The 17754-nt window shown below is 66.7% G+C and carries 15 protein-coding genes; 2 read left to right on the plus strand and 13 right to left on the minus strand.

The annotated features are described in order from the left end of the window. The first annotated feature begins 53 nt into the window (after positions 1 to 53). Positions 54 to 1076 (plus strand): cell wall hydrolase, encoded by a 1023-nt coding sequence (locus E5A73_RS20575; RefSeq protein WP_135965738.1) that lies wholly within the window; start codon positions 54 to 56, stop codon positions 1074 to 1076. Between the two features lie 5 nt (positions 1077 to 1081). Here the strand turns inward: E5A73_RS20575 and E5A73_RS20580 are convergent, their stop codons facing one another. The 12 genes from E5A73_RS20580 to E5A73_RS20635 form a co-directional block, all read right to left on the minus strand. Continuing rightward, positions 1082 to 3496, minus strand: a complete 2415-nt coding sequence (locus E5A73_RS20580; protein ID WP_135965739.1) for a tetratricopeptide repeat protein — start codon at positions 3494 to 3496, stop codon at positions 1082 to 1084. A 107-nt stretch (positions 3497 to 3603) separates the two neighbouring features. Continuing rightward, positions 3604 to 4449 carry a type II secretion system minor pseudopilin gene (locus E5A73_RS20585; RefSeq protein WP_135965740.1) on the minus strand — a complete coding sequence of 282 codons (846 nt, stop codon included), beginning with the start codon at positions 4447 to 4449 and terminating at the stop codon, positions 3604 to 3606. After that, positions 4446 to 6500 (minus strand): type II secretion system secretin GspD, encoded by a 2055-nt coding sequence (gspD, locus tag E5A73_RS20590; protein ID WP_168356035.1) that lies wholly within the window; start codon positions 6498 to 6500, stop codon positions 4446 to 4448. The genes E5A73_RS20585 and gspD overlap by 4 nt, the downstream gene beginning before the upstream one ends. Positions 6501 to 6502: 2 nt before the next feature. Further along, on the minus strand, positions 6503 to 7012 hold the full coding sequence (locus E5A73_RS20595; protein ID WP_135965742.1) for a hypothetical protein: 510 nt from the start codon (positions 7010 to 7012) through the stop codon (positions 6503 to 6505). Beyond that, positions 6972 to 7523, minus strand: a complete 552-nt coding sequence (gene gspM, locus E5A73_RS20600) for a type II secretion system protein GspM (RefSeq protein WP_135965743.1) — start codon at positions 7521 to 7523, stop codon at positions 6972 to 6974. The genes E5A73_RS20595 and gspM overlap by 41 nt, the downstream gene beginning before the upstream one ends. Continuing rightward, complete coding sequence (locus E5A73_RS20605; RefSeq protein WP_135965744.1) at positions 7523 to 8545, minus strand: PilN domain-containing protein; 1023 nt, start codon at positions 8543 to 8545, stop codon at positions 7523 to 7525. Before E5A73_RS20605 ends, gspM begins: the two co-directional genes overlap by 1 nt. Then, a complete protein-coding gene (locus E5A73_RS20610; protein ID WP_168356036.1) occupies positions 8542 to 9207 on the minus strand; it encodes a prepilin-type N-terminal cleavage/methylation domain-containing protein in 666 nt (221 codons plus the stop codon). Before E5A73_RS20610 ends, E5A73_RS20605 begins: the two co-directional genes overlap by 4 nt. 25 nt (positions 9208 to 9232) lie before the next feature. Beyond that, complete coding sequence (locus tag E5A73_RS20615) at positions 9233 to 9604, minus strand: type II secretion system protein (RefSeq protein WP_135965746.1); 372 nt, start codon at positions 9602 to 9604, stop codon at positions 9233 to 9235. Further along, positions 9601 to 10107 (minus strand): prepilin-type N-terminal cleavage/methylation domain-containing protein, encoded by a 507-nt coding sequence (locus E5A73_RS20620; RefSeq protein ID WP_135965747.1) that lies wholly within the window; start codon positions 10105 to 10107, stop codon positions 9601 to 9603. Before E5A73_RS20620 ends, E5A73_RS20615 begins: the two co-directional genes overlap by 4 nt. Next, the gene (gspG, locus tag E5A73_RS20625; protein ID WP_135965748.1) at positions 10025 to 10447 is read right to left on the minus strand and encodes a type II secretion system major pseudopilin GspG; all 423 of its coding nucleotides are present in this window, start codon (positions 10445 to 10447) and stop codon (positions 10025 to 10027) included. Before gspG ends, E5A73_RS20620 begins: the two co-directional genes overlap by 83 nt. A 16-nt stretch (positions 10448 to 10463) precedes the next feature. Continuing rightward, entirely contained in the window at positions 10464 to 11675 is a 1212-nt protein-coding gene (locus E5A73_RS20630) for a type II secretion system F family protein (RefSeq protein WP_135965749.1), read from the minus strand. Then, entirely contained in the window at positions 11675 to 13318 is a 1644-nt protein-coding gene (locus E5A73_RS20635) for a GspE/PulE family protein (RefSeq protein WP_240700310.1), read from the minus strand. The genes E5A73_RS20630 and E5A73_RS20635 overlap by 1 nt, the downstream gene beginning before the upstream one ends. A gap of 573 nt (positions 13319 to 13891) precedes the next feature. On the opposite strand from E5A73_RS20635, the gene E5A73_RS20640 reads away from it, so the two are divergent. Beyond that, positions 13892 to 15859 carry a type 2 periplasmic-binding domain-containing protein gene (locus tag E5A73_RS20640; RefSeq protein WP_135965751.1) on the plus strand — a complete coding sequence of 656 codons (1968 nt, stop codon included), beginning with the start codon at positions 13892 to 13894 and terminating at the stop codon, positions 15857 to 15859. Between the two features lie 69 nt (positions 15860 to 15928). On the opposite strand, the gene E5A73_RS20645 is transcribed toward E5A73_RS20640, so the two are convergent. Further along, positions 15929 to 17752 carry a tetratricopeptide repeat-containing sulfotransferase family protein gene (locus E5A73_RS20645; RefSeq protein WP_240700319.1) on the minus strand — a complete coding sequence of 608 codons (1824 nt, stop codon included), beginning with the start codon at positions 17750 to 17752 and terminating at the stop codon, positions 15929 to 15931. Positions 17753 to 17754: the final 2 nt, after the last annotated feature.

The following is a 17754-nucleotide window of genomic DNA, read 5'->3' on the forward strand; positions in this document are numbered from 1 at the left end:
CCAGCGCCCGGACTCCGTATTTTGTGTCAGGAATTGACAATTTTTCAGGAGAGATGATTCGACGCAACAACCTCTTTTGTAGATATTCGTCAAATACAACGTGGCATCGAAATTTTACACTTGGGTTACAAACCGAATATCCGGACTATTATCAATTTTTTGTTCAGACGCGACTATGTTACGCGGTCATGTTCGCCTTTATTATTGGTAACAGGGAATATAGCGTGAGAGCGGCCAAGATTTCTCGCCGGATCGCCTCTCGAGAAGTTCAGGTGTTCGATTGCCGTCAGCCGGTGGGGATTGCGCATTTTGCCGGTAGCCTCGCCCGGCATCCGGGAGGGAGCGGCGTTCGTCGCAAAGGTCCATTCCAGTCCTTCCTGCGCGAGGCGCGCTTCGAGACGAGGGGAGCGAATCGCCTCGGATCGATCGGACGCACGATTGGCGCGGTCTTTATCGCTGCCAGCCCTTTGGCAGCTCCGCATGCGCATGCACAATCCGTGGTGTTGCCACTGGTCGAGGACCGCGCTCAGGCGATCGAGTGCCTGACGTTGGCCATCGCTTATGAGGCCGGATTCGAGAGCCCCGAAGGTCAGCAGGCAGTCGCCGAGGTCGTTCTGAACCGCGTCCGGCATCGCGCCTTCCCGAAATCGGTGTGTGGGGTCGTCTTCGCCGGCTCGGCGCTGAAGACGGGCTGCCAGTTCACCTTCACCTGCGACGGATCGATGCGCCGCCGCCTGCCCGAGACGGTCTTCGCCCGGTCGCGCGACATCGCCGCGAAGGTGCTCGACGGTCGGCTCCCGTCGATGGTCGGCGACGCGCTCCATTACCACGCCGATTATGTTTCGCCTTATTGGGCGCCGAGCCTCGAGCGCGTGGCGAAGATCGGAGCGCACATCTTCTATCGCCGCCGAGGCGCAGCGGCGGCCGGGACTGTCGCGGTTTCGGTCCCCGACGTCGCGACGTCGGCCGGCCCGACCCTGGCGTCCGCGGCAAGCGCTTCGTCCGCACCTGCCTTCGCGCCTTGGGGCCTGGTGCCGCAGGCTTCCGAAGCCACAACGCATATTGAGGGACCCTGACGCCGTCACGCCACGATGTGGATGTCCTCGGGAGCATCGCCCGCATGGTGACGCTCGTACATCGCCGCGTACGCGGCTTCGAGCTTGCGCGCCATTTCCCGCGGTTCGAAGAGCGTCGAATGCGAGCGGTTTTCGATCAAGCGCATGCGGATCGCCGCGAGTCGCGCGGGGTCATGGGCGAACGCCACGGCGCGCGCCTCATATTGGGCGAGATCGTCCGCGATGAGCTCGCGCAGGTCGAGTGTTTCAAGCAAGCTGGCGGCCACGCGCGACGCGAAACTCCTCCCCGGGCAGGTCAGAATCGGAAGGCCGACGCGCAGCGCGTCGCTGGCGGTGGTGTGGGCGTTGCAGGGCAATGTGTCGAGGAAGAGATCGGCAAGCTGCAACCGGTCGAGGTGGCGCTCGGTCGGCTCGCTCGCTGCGTACACGATCCGCGCCGGATCTATACCCAATCCGGCTGCGTTGCGCGCGAGATTGCGGCGGGCGGTCTCGTGATTGACCCACAGCCATAGCACGCTCGAATCCACCCGCCGCAGGATCGACATCCAGCGCGCGAAGATGTCGGGAGTGATCTTGTAGTTCTGGTTGAAGCAGCAGAACACGAAGCCGCGCTCCGGCAGCCCGACCGCATTCCGCGTCGCGAGCCGCGAAACCGGCTTCAGCGTGGCGTTGGCCTGATAAGACAATGGGAGATAGGCGATCTTCTCGGATATGGCACCGCGTGCGCCCGGACGGACCAGCATCTCGTCGGCGATGAGATAGTCGATCGCAGCTGCGCCCGACGTTCCGGGATAGCCGAGATAGCTCACCTGGATCGGCGCCGCGCGCTCCGCGAAGATGCCGAAGCGGCAATTCTGGGTATAGCCCTTGAGGTCGACGGCGATGTCGATCTCCCTCTCGCGTGCGACCTGCGCGACTGCCGCGTCGTCCGTAAGCCGGACGTCGACGAACGCGTCGAATGCACTCCGCGCCCGCGACCGCCAGTCGTCGCCCCTGTCCTCGCCGAACCAGAATGCCGTGAGTTCGAACTGGTCGCGATCGTGCGCCTCGAGCGTTTCGCGGAACAGCTGCATCGTCGCATGGTGGTGAAAGTCAGCCGAGAAATAGCCGAGCCTGATCCGGTCGTGCCGGAGATACCCATTGGCCAACGGCACCGCCGGAACGCGCGGATGACTGTCCGCGACGATCTGCGCGCATCGCAGCTGGAGCGCCGGATCGTCGGCGAGTGCCAGCACCGGAAAAGGCATGGCGCCTGGATTGCCCGCCTCCGCTGCGCGCCGGACGGCCTCAAGCTGGCCGTCGAAATCGTCCCATTGCGAAAGGTGCATCGCGGCGTGCAGCCGCACCGCCGAATGCTCCAGCGTGGGATCGAGCGCCTTCGCGCGGTCGAAAGAAGCGAGCGCCTCGGCATGCTCGGTGCGCGTGATCAAAAGGAAGCCGCGCTTCTGGTGCGCCAACGCATTGTTCGGCGCGACCGACAGAAGATGATCGTAGCAGACCAGCGCGCTGCGATACTGCCCAAGTTCCTCCAGCGCCAAAGCGAGGCCGCGCAGCGCGACGACGTTGTTGACGTCGATCGCGAGGACGCGCTGATGGCAACGCCCCGCCTCGTCGAAGCGGCGCTGCCGCGAGAGCAGGGAGGCAAGCTGCTGCAGCGCGTCGACATGGCCGGGTTCGCGCTCGAGACAGCGGCGAAAGCAGCTCTCCGCCTCGTCGAGCCGCCCGACGCGGGTGAGCGCCGCGCCGAGGTTGGCCAATATCTCGGCATGTCCGGGATCGATCGCCAGGGCCTGCCCGAACGCTTCGATCGCGTGTTGCGGACGATCGAGGAAATTGAGTGCGGTTCCCCGATTGCACAGCGCCTCGACGTTGCGCGGATCGAGCGCGAGCACCTGCTCGAAGCCATGCAGCGCCTCCGCATGACGGCTCAGCGCGGCAAGAGTCCGCGCGCGCATACTATGGCCCGTAGCCATGCCGGGCTCGCGCGCGACCACGCGGTCGAACAGGGCCAGCGATTCGTCGAAGCGTCCAACCTCCCGAAGGAGATTGGCGCGATTGTTGAGCGCGTTGAAATTGTCCGGTGCGATCAGCAGCGCGCGCTCGACGCTCTGCAGAGCCTGCTCGAACGCCCCGGCGGCAGCCAGGGCGGCGCCCTTGAAGTCGTGCGCTTCGGCCAGCCGCGGATCGAGCACGATCGCACGATCGTAGCTCGCGATCGCTGCCGGCAGTTGGGCGAGATCGGCGAGCGCGTTGCCGCGCTGACAAAATGCCCCGGCGTCAGCGGGGTCGATGGCGATCGCTTCCTCGAATGCGCGCAACGCGTTGGCGGGCTTGCCCTTGTCGAGGAACCTCGCGCCGCGCTCCAGCAGCGCCCGCACTTGCGGGTGTTGGGGCTTCACCAGGGAATTTGCACTCGCCATTGCTTCAACTCCCTGCGGGGTCAGACAGTTTCGCTCCTCCGTGCGACCCGAGCTCCACTATCTTGACACCGCGAGGCCCGTTGTTCGGCAAGCCGGTGGCGGAGATCCTATTCATATGCCCGCACGACATAGGGTCGATCGGTGACGCCGGTGAGCTCGACCACGAGAGTACGCGACGCGCGCCCACCGCCGGGGAGGGTGGCGACCGCCTCGATCGAGATCGGGCGATCGACGAGCAGAGGCGCGTCGGCGAAGGCGAGCGCCGTGCGTTGGCCGGCGAGCTCACGCGCCCGATCGATCACCTTTACCCCGCCCTCCTCACCCGCATCCATCACCGCGAGCGCACGCGGATCGGCATATTGCGCGTCGAAACCGCTGCGCAGCGTCCAGGTCGTGACATAGGGGCGGATGCGCGCGACCGTCGCAGCGTCCAGCCCGCGGACCCGCGCGAGTTCGTCGATCGATGCGAGCTGGCCTCCGGGAGGCGACAGGCCGGCGGCGCGATAGTAGGGTTCCTCGGCACCGAAAGGCCGTTTGATCTCGTCATCGTCGATCCAGTCGAGGAGTGAGTCGCGCGCGATCAGCAGCGACTCGCCGCCGAGCCCCGCCTGTTCGAGCAGACTGGTGGCCTGTGCCTCGTCGAGCAGGCCCAGCGGAACCTTGCCGCGCTCGTCGCGAATGGCGATCCGCAGGCGGGCGCCTGCGAAATCCATTGCGTGGACTTGGCCGTCCGCTGCCCAGCGCTGGGTGACGTCGTCGGCGAGGATGCGACTGAGGCCAAACGCAATGCCCGCATCGGCGGCGGCGGCGGCCTGCATCTGCGCCTGTTCGGCCCCGGCGTCCTCGATTCCCATGCGCGTCGCAGTGAGCACCGTCAGCGCCATCGTCGCGAACACGGCAATGCTCGCCACGGCCGCGACCAGGGCATAGCCCTCCTCGCCGCGACGGCTCACGGGATCCGGCCTTCGGTGCGGAAAGGCTCCAGCGTGCGCAGCTTGGTGCGCAGTTCCTCGGTGACCGCGCGGCCGTCGTCGGGGGTGCGGATGACGTGCGGCTTGAGCAGCACGATCAGCTCGGTGCGATTCTGCAGATTGTTGTGGCTCCCGAACAGCCCGCCGATGATCGGGATGCGCGACAGGATCGGGATGCCGTTCTTGCCGAGGCTCTTCGAATCGCGGAACAGCCCGCCCAGCGCGATGACCTGGCCGTCCTGCACCGCGACCGAAGTCGAGATGCGCCGGGTCGAGATGGTCGGCGAGGACGGCGACCTGTCACCGCTCGCATTGGGAGCGTTGACGTTGACATCGCTCACTTCCTGCGAAATGTCGAGCAGGACGAGCCCGCCCGCATTGACCCGCGGGGTGACCTTGAGGATCACGCCGGTGTCGCGATAGGTGATCGAATTGACGATCGGCGCGTCGGGGTTTTCGACGCTGACCGCGCTCCCGGACGAGACCGGTACCTGGTCGCCGACCTGCAGCGCTGCGGTCTGGTTGTTGAGCGTGACCAGCTTGGGCGCCGACACCACCTTGATGTTGGTGCGCTGCTCTAGCGCGTTGAGCGCGACCGAGATGCTGTTGCCGGCGAGAAAATAGGAAAAGCCTGCCTGTGTGGGGCCGGTCGGCATGCCGGCGCCGTCGGTTACGCGGAAATTGCTGTCGCCGCTGAGCCAGTTCCACTGGACGCCGTAGCGCAACGTATCGGTCAGCGTCACTTCGGTGATCGCCGCTTCGATCATCACCTGGACCGGCGGCACATCGAGCTTGCGGAGCGCGTCCTCGATCGTCGCGTAGTCGCGCGGCGTGCCGTAGACGACAATCGCATTGTTGACGTCGTCGGCGGTGATCTTTCCGCCTGCGGCGCCCGTCTCGCGCATGTCTGTGGCGGGCTGCGCGGCGCCGCTGCCCGGTTGTGCAGCGGCACTTGCGCCGGGCGGCGGCTTCGGTGCCGACGACGCGGCGCGGCCGCCAGCCTGATCATTGGCGGAGAAGGGATCGTCGTCGCCCGCTTCCTCGTCGCCGCCAGTGCCAAAGGCGCGATTGAGCGTCCGCGCGAGATCGCGGGCGCGGCCGTTCTGGACGCGATAGACGAAGATCCGGCGCTCGGCATTCTCGCCTTCGCGGTCGAGCACCTCGATCCAGCGGCGGATGTCGTCGAGATATTGGCGCTGGGTACTGACCGCGAGGATGCCGTTCAATCGCTCCATCGTGATCAGCCGGACGAGACCGCGCGTAGGCGCGTCGGAGGCATTGATGAGCTTGTCGAGTTCGGGGACGATCAGCCGCGCGTCGGTGCGCTCGGGGACGAAGAGCGCGAAGCTCATGTTGCGCAGCCAGTTGACATCGAACTGCTTGACGAGATCGCGCGCGCTGGCGCGCTGGCCGGTCGTTCCCGCGATCGTGATGCGGTTTCCCGCTGCGTCGATTGCACTGACGACCCCGGGCAGCGCGCCGTCGAGCACCTTCTTGAGCTCCTCGGCGTTGATGAAGCCGAGCGCAATCACTTCGGTGCCGAAGCCGATTGCGTCAGGCGCGACGGGTGCCTGCGCCGCCGTCACCGTCCGCACGATGTAGCCCTTGCCGACCGGGACCAATGCGAGGTTCGCAGAGCGGAGCGCCCCCTCGAACAGCGGAATGATCTCCGATCGCGCGACACTCCCCGGCGTGACGAGCGAAACCTGTCCGCTGGCGGTGGGATCGACCTCGACTGCGATCCCGGTGACTTCCTGGACGGAGGCCGCGACCGTGCGCACGTCTGCCCCGGGCAGGTTCACGCTGATATTGCCGGGTCTGGCGGCCTGCGGCCGTATCGCGGGCGGACCCGGCGGTGCGCTCTCGCCGGCGACGATCGTCGAGCGGACCTGCGGCGCGCCGCGCTCCGCCTCGGCCACGATCGCCGGCGCCTCGGGCACCGCGATCGGTCGCGGAGGCGGATTGCCGGTGCACCCGGCGCCCGCCAGCGCCAGTGCCGCCACGCCCGTTCGAAGCTCCAGACGTGCGCCCATCACTATACCCCTTTGCCGGCTGCTGTGGTGACCGGCCCCGACGGGCCGAAGCGGACGGTCATGCGCTCGCCGCCTCGTACCAACCGAACCTCGTCGCGCGTCACGCGATGGACTCGCCATTCGCCGATCCTCTGCCCGGGCCCCGCGCGGAGAGTCCGCTCGCCGGGGCCCCGCACCACGGCGAAAGTCGCACGGCCGATCTGGATAACGCCGAGCACCGAATAGCCGCCGAGCGGCGCCTGGCTTCCTGCCGCGGCTTCCTTCGGCGGCGACAGGATCGGCGTGAATATCGATCGCACATTCGTGGCAGGGACGGCGATCGCCACCGGCGGTCGATCCGCAACGAGGCGTGCAGGCGAAGCTCCTCGCACCGGCCCGACGGCCGGCAGGTCGAGCGCGCTGCCGATGAGCGCCTGGAACGCCACCGCGGCGCAGAGCAAAGCTGCAAGTGCCAGCGGCAACATCGACGACCTATCGAGCGGCGGCAGGGCGAAGCGGGATCGTAGCTTCAATTTCCACCTCCAGTACCGGGGATTGGCCGGGTGCGATTGCGTTGCCGCCGGTGACGCTGACGGTTTCGACGATGAGCCAGGGCGGCTGGTTCTGCAGGTGCGCCAGCGCAGCGATGAGCTGCGTCAGCGTCATGCGCGCCTCGGCGCTTGCTCGCACCCAGCCCGGGCTTGCCTCGACATCGTCGCCCTCGCGGAACTCCCCCCCGGCACCCTCTACCGCGCGCTGCAACCGGTCCCTGAGCCATTCGCGCCCTGCCTCGGCATTGGGCACGGCGGCGGCGAAGGAAGCCGCGGCTGCCCGCTGGCTCTCGGCGTGCCGACGCAGCCGCGGGATTGCGGCGATCGTCCGGAGATTGCGCGTATAGGTCAGCGCGAGCCGATCGAGCCGGTCGGCGCGCGACTCGAAGCCGGCGACGATCGGCGCTACGACGAGAAAATAGAGTGCCGCGACCAGCGCGGTGAGGATCAGCAGCGCGATCAGGCGCCGCTCCCGCGCGGAGGTGGGGCGCATCAGCGCGTGACCCTGGCGGTGATGTCGAAGGGCTCGCCGGTCGGCATCACCGTTTGGATTTCGCCCTCCGCCGCGCGAACCGCGGCGAAGCGTCCGGAGCGTCGCAGCGCCGTGGCGACATCGGCCTTTTCGGGACGATAGCCGACCAGACGAACCGACTCGCCGTCCCAGGCAAGCCGCTGGAGCCAGACGCCAGGAGGCAACGCGCCGCTCACCGCGGCGAATACATTCAGCGGATCGCGGCTGCGCCGCAGTCCCAGCGACCGCGCGATCAGCCGCCGGTCCTGCTCGCCACGTCGCGCGACGGTCTGCGCGACGTTCATCGCGGGCTGCTGTTCCGCGACGAGCCGCTCGAACCCCGCGACGCGCGCCGCGTCGCGCCAGATCCAAATCGCGACATTGAGCGTCATCAGGATCGCGACGAACGCCCAGAGCAGCGGAGTCGCGCTCCGGCGATGCGCGAGCAGCCCTGCCCCGCGCATCGCCGGTGCGAAATCGAGCGGAGGCGCCTGGCGATGCGCCTCCGACAGCACGATCGACACTGGAACCAGCCCGGTAGCGGCCGCGACGTCGGCGAGCTCGCGCGCTTTGTCGACCGGCAGTCCTGCGACTTCGATCCGGATTTTGCCCGCCTCATCTGCGGCGCCCAAATTGCGTGCGGCGATGAGCGCGGAACCGGCGGGGATCGGCAACAGCGTGTCAGCCTCGAACGTGATCATCCGCTGCAGATCGCGTTCGTTCAGCGCGGGGCGCGTGATCACCCGTATCAGGCAATCACCGGCCGGTATGACGATCGTGACCCACGTCCTCGCCTTTGGGATCGGCACCGCGCGACGGGTGCCGAACGCGAGCGAAACCAGCGCCCCCCGTTCGACCGCGAACCGCGGCAGGCCACCAGCGGGCGGCCGTCGCGACCGGGCGGGCACCAGCGCGCGGATCTCATCGATCCACCAGCGCAAGCCCCCAAGCAGCCATTGCCCGATCGTCTGCATGTCGGCATCGAGAAGCAGACCGGGGGTCACTGCCCCGCTCCACACCCACTGGTGACCGGATCGGCGAGGCAGGTGCCGGTCGTCGCATGCGGGCGGATCAGCAGGTCGGGCCATTGGCGCCGGTCGCCCGCCGGGAATTCGACGCGGATACGGATCAGTTCGGGAGGACTGGTCCGGTCCCACCACCGATTGAGCCAGGCGCGCTCCCCACCCGCGGGAGGCGCACCACGATAGCTGATCGAAAGGCTGGCCGTGCCGCGCAGCAATGTTGTCGGCGTCCAGCCGGTGAGATCATATCCGCGCGTATCGATCCGTGCCTTGCGCGTGCTCGCCGCGTAGAGGACCAGATCGCCGGCGGCGGCGCGTGCGAGCCGGAAACGGGCGAGCGCGTCAGGCGCATCGCGATCGGGCGGTGGCGCGACGTAGCTCAGCACCGCGTCGCTGCCACGGAACTCGATCACTGGCCTGGCGGTATCGACGCGCACCGCAGGTCGAAGCCGCTCTATCGCGGTGCGAAGGGTGCGCTGTGCGGCGATAATCTCGTCCAGCCCCGACGCGCGCGTCCGCTCGTGCAGCGCAATAAGGCCGGCCATGCGAAGGCCCGCCAGCAATAGCGACGCGGCTAGGCCCATCAGCGCGAGCGCAACGAGTAATTCGATCAGCGTGAAGCCCGATGCACCCGGTCGGCTCAATGCGGAAGCCGGCGCATGCATGGGATCAGCGCGCGAGCCGCAGTGTACGAACGCTGGTCAGGCCGCGCCCCGTCGCGCTGTCTGCAACGCTGATGCGAACCTCCTCGAGCGGCACGCCACTGTCGCGCGCTCCACCGCCGCGCGCGACGCGCGTGATGCGCCAGTTGAGGCCGTGGCTGTTGCCGGTATCGGCGACGGTGTGGGAATCGCGCGATACCGTCGTCGCGGCGAGCAGCGATTGCGCGAGCAGCACGGCCTCGCGTCGCTTGGCAACCGTTTGCGCGAAGTGCGCGTTGGTGCTCACCGTGTCGAACAACAGCGCCGACATCGCCGCGATCACCGCGAGTGCGACCAGGGTCTCGACCAGGCTGAACCCCGAGGACGCCTCGCCCCTCATTGCGCACGCGCTACCGTGCCGAGAGCCTCGTTGACGGAAAGGCGCTGCCTGAAACGTCCATCCGAGACCTCGACATCCCCGCCGATCGCACTTCCGTCGGCGAAGAAGCGAATGCCCCGTTCCGGCAGCGCGACCGTCACGGTCTCGGGCAAGCGGTCATCGTGCCCGCCATAGCTGAAGCCATGACCGTCACGCGCCGTGAGAAAGCGGATGGCCGTGCCACGCGCCACCGCGATGGCGCGCGCCGAGCGGAGACCGAGCTCCACCCGTCGCGCCGAATCGACGAAACTCTGACGCCGCATCGTCTTCTCAACCGATGGAAAGACGATCCCTGCCATGAGCGAGAGGATAGCGAGGATCACGAGGACCTCGACCAGCGTGAATCCGCAGGTCGCAGCGCCGATGCCGCGGCGGCGGAGCTCAATAATTGCCGACATCGCGGGCCTCGCCGGTCCCGCCAGGCTGTCCGTCGGCGCCCAGCGAATAGACGTCGATCTCGCCATGCTCCCCCGGGATCCGCAGCCGATAGGTGCGGCCCCACGGATCGACAATCGCCGATTGTTCGGCGAGATAGGGGCCGTTCCAGTTGGGCACGTTGGGCGGCTGCTTGACGAGCGCCGCGACGCCTTCCTCCTGCGTCGGATAGCGCGATGCGTCGAGCTTGAAGAGGCTCAGCGCCGCGGCGACGTTCTTCGCCTGCACACGCGCCGATTGCGACTTCGAGCTGTCGAGATACTTGATCACCTGTGGGCCAACGATCGCCGCGAGCAATCCGAGGATCGCGAGCACCACCAGCAGCTCGAGCAAGGTGAAACCCGCTTCGCGTCCGTGCCTGTTCTTCATGGTCTTCCACCCCTGCTCATGACGTCAGCGCGAGATCGTTGAATCCGAGAATCGCCGACATGATCGAGGCGATGATCGCGGCGACCGTCGTTCCCAGCACCACGGTAATTACGGGGGTCAGGATGCCGATCAGTCGTTCGATGCGCGTCCGGATGTCGCGATCGAGCACGTCGGCGAGGCGGCCCAGCATCATGCCGAGCTGCGAGGTCTCCTCCCCGGTGCGTAGGAAGCCGATCGCGAGCCGCGGCAGCGCGCCCGATGCGGCGAGTGGCGCGGTCAGTCCCCCGCCTTCCTTTACGCCTTCGGCGACGCGCGCGATGGTTTCGCCGAGAATCTGATTGGAAATCGTCCGGCGCGCCAATGCCAGCGCGGCAGGCAAGGCCACCTCGCCCTCGATCAGCGCGCCGAGCGTCCGGGCGAACCGCGCGGTGTCGATCCGACGGACGAGCTCGCCGAGCAGCGGCAGCAACAGGATCAGGCGGTCGCGCGCGCGCCGGACTGCCGGGCGGCGAAGCGCGATCGCAGCCCCGAACCCGGCAACCCCGCCTCCGAGCAGCATCGCCAGGCCATAATCGCGCAGCCCGCGGCTGGCCGTCATCACCACGACGGTGGCGGTGGGGAGCCTGTCGGCGGCGCTCGCGAACATGCTCTCGAACTGCGGCACGACGAACAGCAGCATGAGCAGCACCACGCCGACCGCGATGACCAGCAATGCGATCGGATAGATCATCGACGAGCCGATCAGGCGACGCAGCTCGGCGTCCTGCTCGAGCGTCGCAGCGAGCCGCGACAATGCCTCGCCGAGCCGACCATTGGCCTCACCCGCCTCCGTCATCGCGATCGCCGTGGGCGAGAAGAGATCGGGCTTCCGGGACATCGCGTGCGACAAGGGCGCCCCCTCGCGCACGTCGCGCAATATGTCGGCCAAATGGCCAGCGACGCTCTTGTCGTCGACGTTCTCGATGGCCAACGCGAGTGCGCGATCGAGCTGAAGCCCGGCATCGATCAGCACCGCGAGCTCGCCGATGCACGTGCACGCCGCCGCCCGCGCCTTCGCCCCGGCGCGCCGCGGCCGCCCCGGCGCGCGCGGCGGAATGACGACGAGCTCGAGCGGCATCGCGCCGCTTCGCCGCAGGCTCGCCACGGCGTCGTCGCGATCCGATGCGTCCATTTGCCCGGTCAGCGCCGACCCGTCGGAGCGGACGGCACGATAGCGCCAGGTCGCCATCAGCTCTCCCCGCTTGCGACGCGCAGGACTTCCTCCATCGTCGTGAGCCCTTCGCCCGCCTTGGCGACGCCGTCCGCGGCGAGACTGCGCATGCCGCCCTGCTCGGCGGCGGCGAGGAGCTCGCGGGTATCCGCGCGCCGAAGGACGAGCCGCGACACCGCGTCGTCGACTCGCAGGAACTCGAGGATGGCGATGCGTCCCGAATAGCCGCTGCCGCCGCACCGCGCACAGCCGGCAGGATGGTAGAGGCAACGGATTCCTTGCGCCTCGAGGAGCGGCCGCAGTGCCTCGGGAGCGCCCTCGCGCGGATCGAATGGTATCCGGCAGTCGGCGCAGAGCCGGCGCACGAGCCGCTGCGCGAGCACGCCGGTCAGCACCGATCCGAGCAGGAATGGCTCGACACCCATGTCGAGCAGTCGCGACACCGCGCCAGCCGCGGTGTTGGTGTGCAGCGTCGACAGGATCATGTGACCGGTGAGCGCCGCCTGGACCGCGATCTGCGCAGTCTCGGTATCGCGGATCTCGCCCACCATCATCACGTCGGGATCCTGGCGCAAAAACGAGCGCAGCGCCGACCCGAAGGTGAAGCCGATCGCGGGGTTGACCTGCGTCTGGATGACTCCGTCGAGGCGATATTCGATCGGGTCCTCGACCGTGAGCAGTTTGCGCTCGGGCGCGTTGAGTTCGGCCAACGCCGCGTAGAGCGTAGTGGTCTTGCCGCTGCCCGTCGGTCCGGTGACCAGGACGATGCCGTGCGGGCGCGTGATCGCCTCCCGCAGCCGTCCCGTCAGCACGGCATCGAAGCCGAGCGCGGCGAAGTCGAGCGCGAGCTTCGAGCGGTCGAGGATCCGCATGACGACGCTCTCGCCGTGGATCGAAGGCGCAGTGGCGATCCGCAGGTCGATCTCGTGGCCACGCACCGAGATGCGCATCCGCCCGTCCTGCGGGAGACGCCGCTCGGCGATGTTGAGCCGCGCCATGACCTTGATGCGGGAAACCAGCGGCGCGCGCATCGCGACCGGCAGCCGGCCCGCGTCCCGCAGCATCCCGTCGATCCGGAAACGGATCGCCAGCCCGTCGTCGCCCGGCTCGATGTGGATGTCGGAGGCTCGCTGATCGACGGCGTTCGCGATCAGGCGGTTGACCGCCCGGATCACCGGCGCGTCGCTGACGAGATCCTTCAGCCGCTCGAGATCCTCGTCGTCGACCGCATCGTCCACGGCGGCATCGCTCGCTTGCGAGCCATGGTAGAGCCGCTCGATTGCCGCATCGATATCGCTTGCACGACCGACCACGCGTTCGACCCTTCGCTGGAACATGAAGGCGAAGGCCTGCACCACGAATGGATCGAACGGGTTGGCCACGGCCACGCGAACCGCTTCGCCGGTGAGCCCGACCGGCACCGCCCGAATGTCGCGGAGAAAGGCGAGCGAGAGTTCCGGCCCTTCCACCGGAGTCGCCGCAAAGGCTTCGGCACCGACCGCGGTGAGGCCGGAAAAGCGAGCCAGTTCGGCGACGAGCCGGTCCTCTGAAATCATCCCGAGGCGAGTTACGACGGCTTCGAGGCGCTCGCCGGACTCGCGTTCGATCAATAGAGCGCGGTGCAGGGCTTCCTCGGGGAGCAACCTCCCGTCCCGGAGCATCGACGCGAGGCCGCGCGCATCCTCCGGCCCGGGCAATATGTCACAGGAACCTTCAATATTTGTCCGGGGCACCGTGCTATTGTCGATCATGTACCACCTTCGGGTCCCCGCACGCATTCGACCGGCGCCGGATCATGAATTCGACACCCTAGAGGTAGATCTTATTCAGTAAATGCTACAATAAAATTGCATTTATACAGATACCGCATCAGCACCCATAAGTTCGCTTAGTTAATTCAAACTTTGCTAACGCAACTTCGGCGCGATATCATACAAAACATTATAACAAATATGTCATCATACCGATGTAGCAATCTCTTTGTCGGTTCAATATCGAGTCGTATACGATTACGACCACGATAGACAGATACACGCGCAAATCGATATTCGATAAGCGCAATTGTGTCTCGGCGAAGAACGAGGGCCTGAAGCCATTCTCTTGAATGGCAACTCAGACTTTGCGTGACCTTAAGAACAGAAATCGCTCACCCCAAACTTGTTTTCTGGGAAGGCGAAACTGTGACTCGGAGGAACCGACATTTCTTAAGGCATGTTTCAAACAGGAGAAGACCCATGAAGCGTTTCAAGAACGCGCTGTTCCTGGCGACCGTCGCCTCCAGCGCCCTCGCCTCTTCCTTCGCCCAGGCGCAGACCCCGGCGAGCAATGACGGCGAGACCGCGGTGCACGGCACCGGCGCCAGCTCGATCCAGGGCGTGCTCGTGCAAGAACTCAACTGCAACGGCAGCTATTCGAATCTCGGCGTGATCGGCACCTCTTCGACCGCCGGCACCTCCTCGACGGTCGTCGAGCCGACCAACCTGCCCAGCCCGTCGGGGACCTTCAACTGCGCCACTACCGACCTCAACACGGGCTTCCTCGGCCGCTACATCGCCTCCGGTTCTGGCGCCGGCCGTAGCGCGTTCATCAATCCGGGCACGCTCACCACGTTCACCAACTCGCCTTTCGCGATCGGTACGGCCAACCCGAATCCCTTCGGCACCTGGAACCGCGTCCAGTTTGCTTTCGGCGACTCGTCGGTCACCGATGGCGATCTCACCACCTACACCGGCGGTGCCGCGCTGACCAATGGCGGCGCGCCGATCATGTTCCCCAAGTACGTGCTCCCGGTGGCGCTCGCTTATAGCCCGACCTATGGCCACAATGACACGACCGGCTCGGACTACACCTTCAACATTGGGTTCGCGCAGAACATCCTCGGCAACGCTGCCGGCGGCCTGCGCATGAGCCAGGCGACCTATTGCGGCGTGTTCAACGGCACCATCCTCAACTTCAACAACGCCAGCTTCACCACCGACAATGGCGGTACGAGCCTGATGGATGCTGATGATGCCGCCGAAGCGCCCGGCCGCTGGGCGTCGGACGGCGTTCCCGTCCGTCTCGTCGGCCGTCTCGACCGTTCGGGCACGACCGACATCTTCACCCGCGCGCTCGCCGCGCAGTGCGGCAGCGGGGCAAGCAACAAGTACAAACTGAATGCCGAAACGCTGCCCTACAATCGCAGCGAATCGGCAACCACCCGCCCGACCTTCGGTACGGTTCGCGCGGACACCGGCCTGCAGACCTCGAGCACCCAGCCGGAAGCGGGCCTCGGCGGCGCGACGTTGGTCGGCTCCGAGTATTTCAGCGGTACCGCCATCGTCCGGCCGACTGAAAATGCCGGCAAGGCTGCCACTTCGTTCCCGACCGGCGCCAACGGCAGCGGCCGGTTCCTCGTTGCCGACGGCAGCGGCCGTGTCGCCAGCGCGATCAAGTTCGCGCCGGATTATGCCTCGCCCACGGCTTCGAACGTCAAGCTCAACGGCAAGGTCGGCTATATCGGCGCCGATTTCATCGACGGCTCGCCGAGCGCGCCGGGCGGCTTGAAGGCGGCAGCTCTGAAGGGCGGCTCGTCGGCAAGCTGGTACATGCCGAGCGCGGCGAATGCCACGCTCGCCTTCGGCACGATCCTGCCGCCGCAATCGGCCAGCGACGGCACGCTCAACGACAGCGTCGCCGATACGCGTCAGGTCCGCATTCCGACCTATCAGGGCGGCACCGGCGTCCCGGGCAATGCCGCGCGCACCAACCCACTCGCCTGGTATGACGTGATCTACTCGGATCCCAGCTCGACGCTGGCAAATCCCACCAACGGCTATCCGATCGCAGGCTCGACCCAGTATTTCGGCTACACCTGCTACAAGGTCGACGCCAACGGTTCGAACGCGCGGTCGATCGTCAACTTCCTCAACTTCAACACCGACTATATCGCGACGCTCGACGGCGCCGGCGCCACCCGCACCGGCATCTTCACGCGCACTGCCGCGACGTTCGCCAATGCGGGCCTGCTCGCACGCTCGAACATCGGCGCGCTTCCGGACGCGTGGAAGCACGCCGTACGCCAGACCTTCCTGACGAAGTCGAGCGAAACCTCGAGCGTCAATGGAACGCTGGGCGGCTACAACCTGTACGTCGACGACGCCAACGGGTTCCGCGGTGCGGGCACCGCCAACACCACCTGCACCAGCCGTGCCGGCATCTAATCGCCAGGCATAGCCACAAAGTCGGCGGCCCTGGAGAAATCCGGGGCCGTCTTCTTGAAAGGGGTTCCGCTAGGACTCGATTGAATAGCCCAGCCGCTCGATCGCAGGCTGCAGGATCGGGATCACCGGCTCGAGATGCTTCAGATAATTGCGGTAGCGGAAGCGCGAGCGGGTATAGAGCTTCTCGGTCACCTGCGCATAGCTGGCCGTCCTGGCGTGCCGCGCATTATGATGGAAGGCCAGCATCGCCGGATCGAACGGCTCGCCGATCCCGTCGAGCATCGCGCGCACCTCGCGCTCCTGATCGGTCACCAGATCCTCGTAGCGCACCGCGTGATAGCGCAGCGGCATCACCGAACGATAATGCGCGATCAGATCGGCGATGCGCGCATAATGCGTCGCGGCGCTCTCAAGCGCGGAAGCACAATAGAAGCCGTGGGTGAGCGCGTTTGAGAATACCGAGAGCACCACGTCGAGCGGATGGCGGACGAGGTGGATGATCGGCGATTGCGGAAACAAAAGGCTGATCAGCCCCAGATGCGTTTCGTTGAGCGGCATCTTGTCGGTGAACCAGCGCTTGCCCGCGACGACCACGCCCATCTCGTGCGCCTCGTTGAGATACAGGTCGCGCAGCGTGTCGACATGCCCCCGCCGGTCGCCGAGCCATAATTCGCTGAGCGCCGAGGGATAGCCGCCGGGGCTGCCAAGCAAGAGCTGGGCGCGCTGCGCGATCGAACCGATGATCGGCAATTCGTCGCCAGCCGATATCTGCGGATGCGAGCTGAGCGTCTGCTCGACCAGGGTGGTTCCGGAGCGCGGAAAACCGACGATGAAGATCGGCTGCGCGCTTTCCTGGCGAACCGCGGCGCGCGGCAGCAACCGTGCCCGTCCTTCGGTGAAGAAGTCCGTAAGGGCCGTGACGAGCTGGTTCGCCTCGTCGGCGAGGTAACGCGCGCCCCCTTCGCGAAGCCGTGCCTTGTACAGGTCGAAGCAGGCGAACGCCTCGTCATAGCGGCCGAGCGAATCGAGGATCTGCCCTTTCGACAGCAGTGTCGCGGGCTGCCCCTCGGTCACCGACGTGTCGATCGCGTCGAGCGCGCGTTCTGGCTCCTGCACGCGGCGATGCAGGCCCGCGCGCATCACCGCCACGCGCGGATCTCCCGACCGCGTCGCCTCGGCCCGATCGAGCAACGCGAACGCAGCGGCGAAGTCGCGGGCCGCCTCCTCGAGCGCCGCCCAATCGAGCAGCATCTGGACGGAGAGCTGCTCCGCCGCCGAGATCCGCTCGTAGATCGCCCGGGCCTCGCCGAACTTGCTCTGTTCGCGCAGCGCGACCGCCCGCGCCGCCTGGAGATCGGGGGCATCCCGCTTGCCAGGCTCGGCGAGTTGCTCGGCCGATTGGAGATGGAACTCGGCCGCCTGCGCCTTGCCGCGTGCCAGAAAGATGCGGCCCATCAGGAAATGCGCCACCGACTCCTCCGGTGCCAACCGCACCAGCATCCGGCCATGGGCATAGGCTTGCGGCAGATCGTGGCGTTGGAGGAAGAATCCTGCGGCGACTGATCGTATGGCGGCATCGTTGGGAAACAGCCGCGCGAGACGCACGATCGCAGATGTGGCCGCTTGCGCCTGCCCGGCGTCGCGCAGCAGATTGAACAACGCGCCGAGCGCCTCGCGCTGGCCGGGTGACATTTCCAGTATTTCGAGCGCGAGGCGCCGCGCCGTTTCGCGAGCGCCGCCATGATAAGCGCGCGTCAAGGCCGCCAGCGCCTCCGCGTGCCGCTCGGGGGGAACTATCTGGACTTGTGCGAGATCGAGCTCGCAACAATGGTGCCGGCCGAGCCCCGATGCGCACGGACATGCCGAACCGGCGATAATCTGCTTTTCGATCACAT

The sequence above is a fragment of the Sphingomonas gei genome (assembly GCF_004792685.1).
Taxonomy (GTDB): Bacteria; Pseudomonadota; Alphaproteobacteria; order Sphingomonadales; family Sphingomonadaceae; genus Sphingomonas; species Sphingomonas gei.

Excerpts from the sequence above, each read along its gene's own strand:
- E5A73_RS20575 (WP_135965738.1), top strand. The coding sequence starts at position 54 with ATGATTCGACGCAACAACCTCTTTTGTAGATATTCGTCAAATACAACG.
- E5A73_RS20580 (WP_135965739.1), bottom strand. The coding sequence starts at position 3,496 with ATGGCGAGTGCAAATTCCCTGGTGAAGCCCCAACACCCGCAAGTGCGG.
- gspD (WP_168356035.1), bottom strand. The coding sequence starts at position 6,500 with ATGGGCGCACGTCTGGAGCTTCGAACGGGCGTGGCGGCACTGGCGCTG.
- gspM (WP_135965743.1), bottom strand. The coding sequence starts at position 7,523 with ATGCGCCCCACCTCCGCGCGGGAGCGGCGCCTGATCGCGCTGCTGATC.
- E5A73_RS20615 (WP_135965746.1), bottom strand. The coding sequence starts at position 9,604 with ATGAGGGGCGAGGCGTCCTCGGGGTTCAGCCTGGTCGAGACCCTGGTC.
- E5A73_RS20620 (WP_135965747.1), bottom strand. The coding sequence starts at position 10,107 with ATGGCGAGATCGACGTCTATTCGCTGGGCGCCGACGGACAGCCTGGCG.
- gspG (WP_135965748.1), bottom strand. The coding sequence starts at position 10,447 with ATGAAGAACAGGCACGGACGCGAAGCGGGTTTCACCTTGCTCGAGCTG.
- E5A73_RS20630 (WP_135965749.1), bottom strand. The coding sequence starts at position 11,675 with ATGGCGACCTGGCGCTATCGTGCCGTCCGCTCCGACGGGTCGGCGCTG.
- E5A73_RS20635 (WP_240700310.1), bottom strand. The coding sequence starts at position 13,318 with ATGCTCCGGGACGGGAGGTTGCTCCCCGAGGAAGCCCTGCACCGCGCT.
- E5A73_RS20640 (WP_135965751.1), top strand. The coding sequence starts at position 13,892 with ATGAAGCGTTTCAAGAACGCGCTGTTCCTGGCGACCGTCGCCTCCAGC.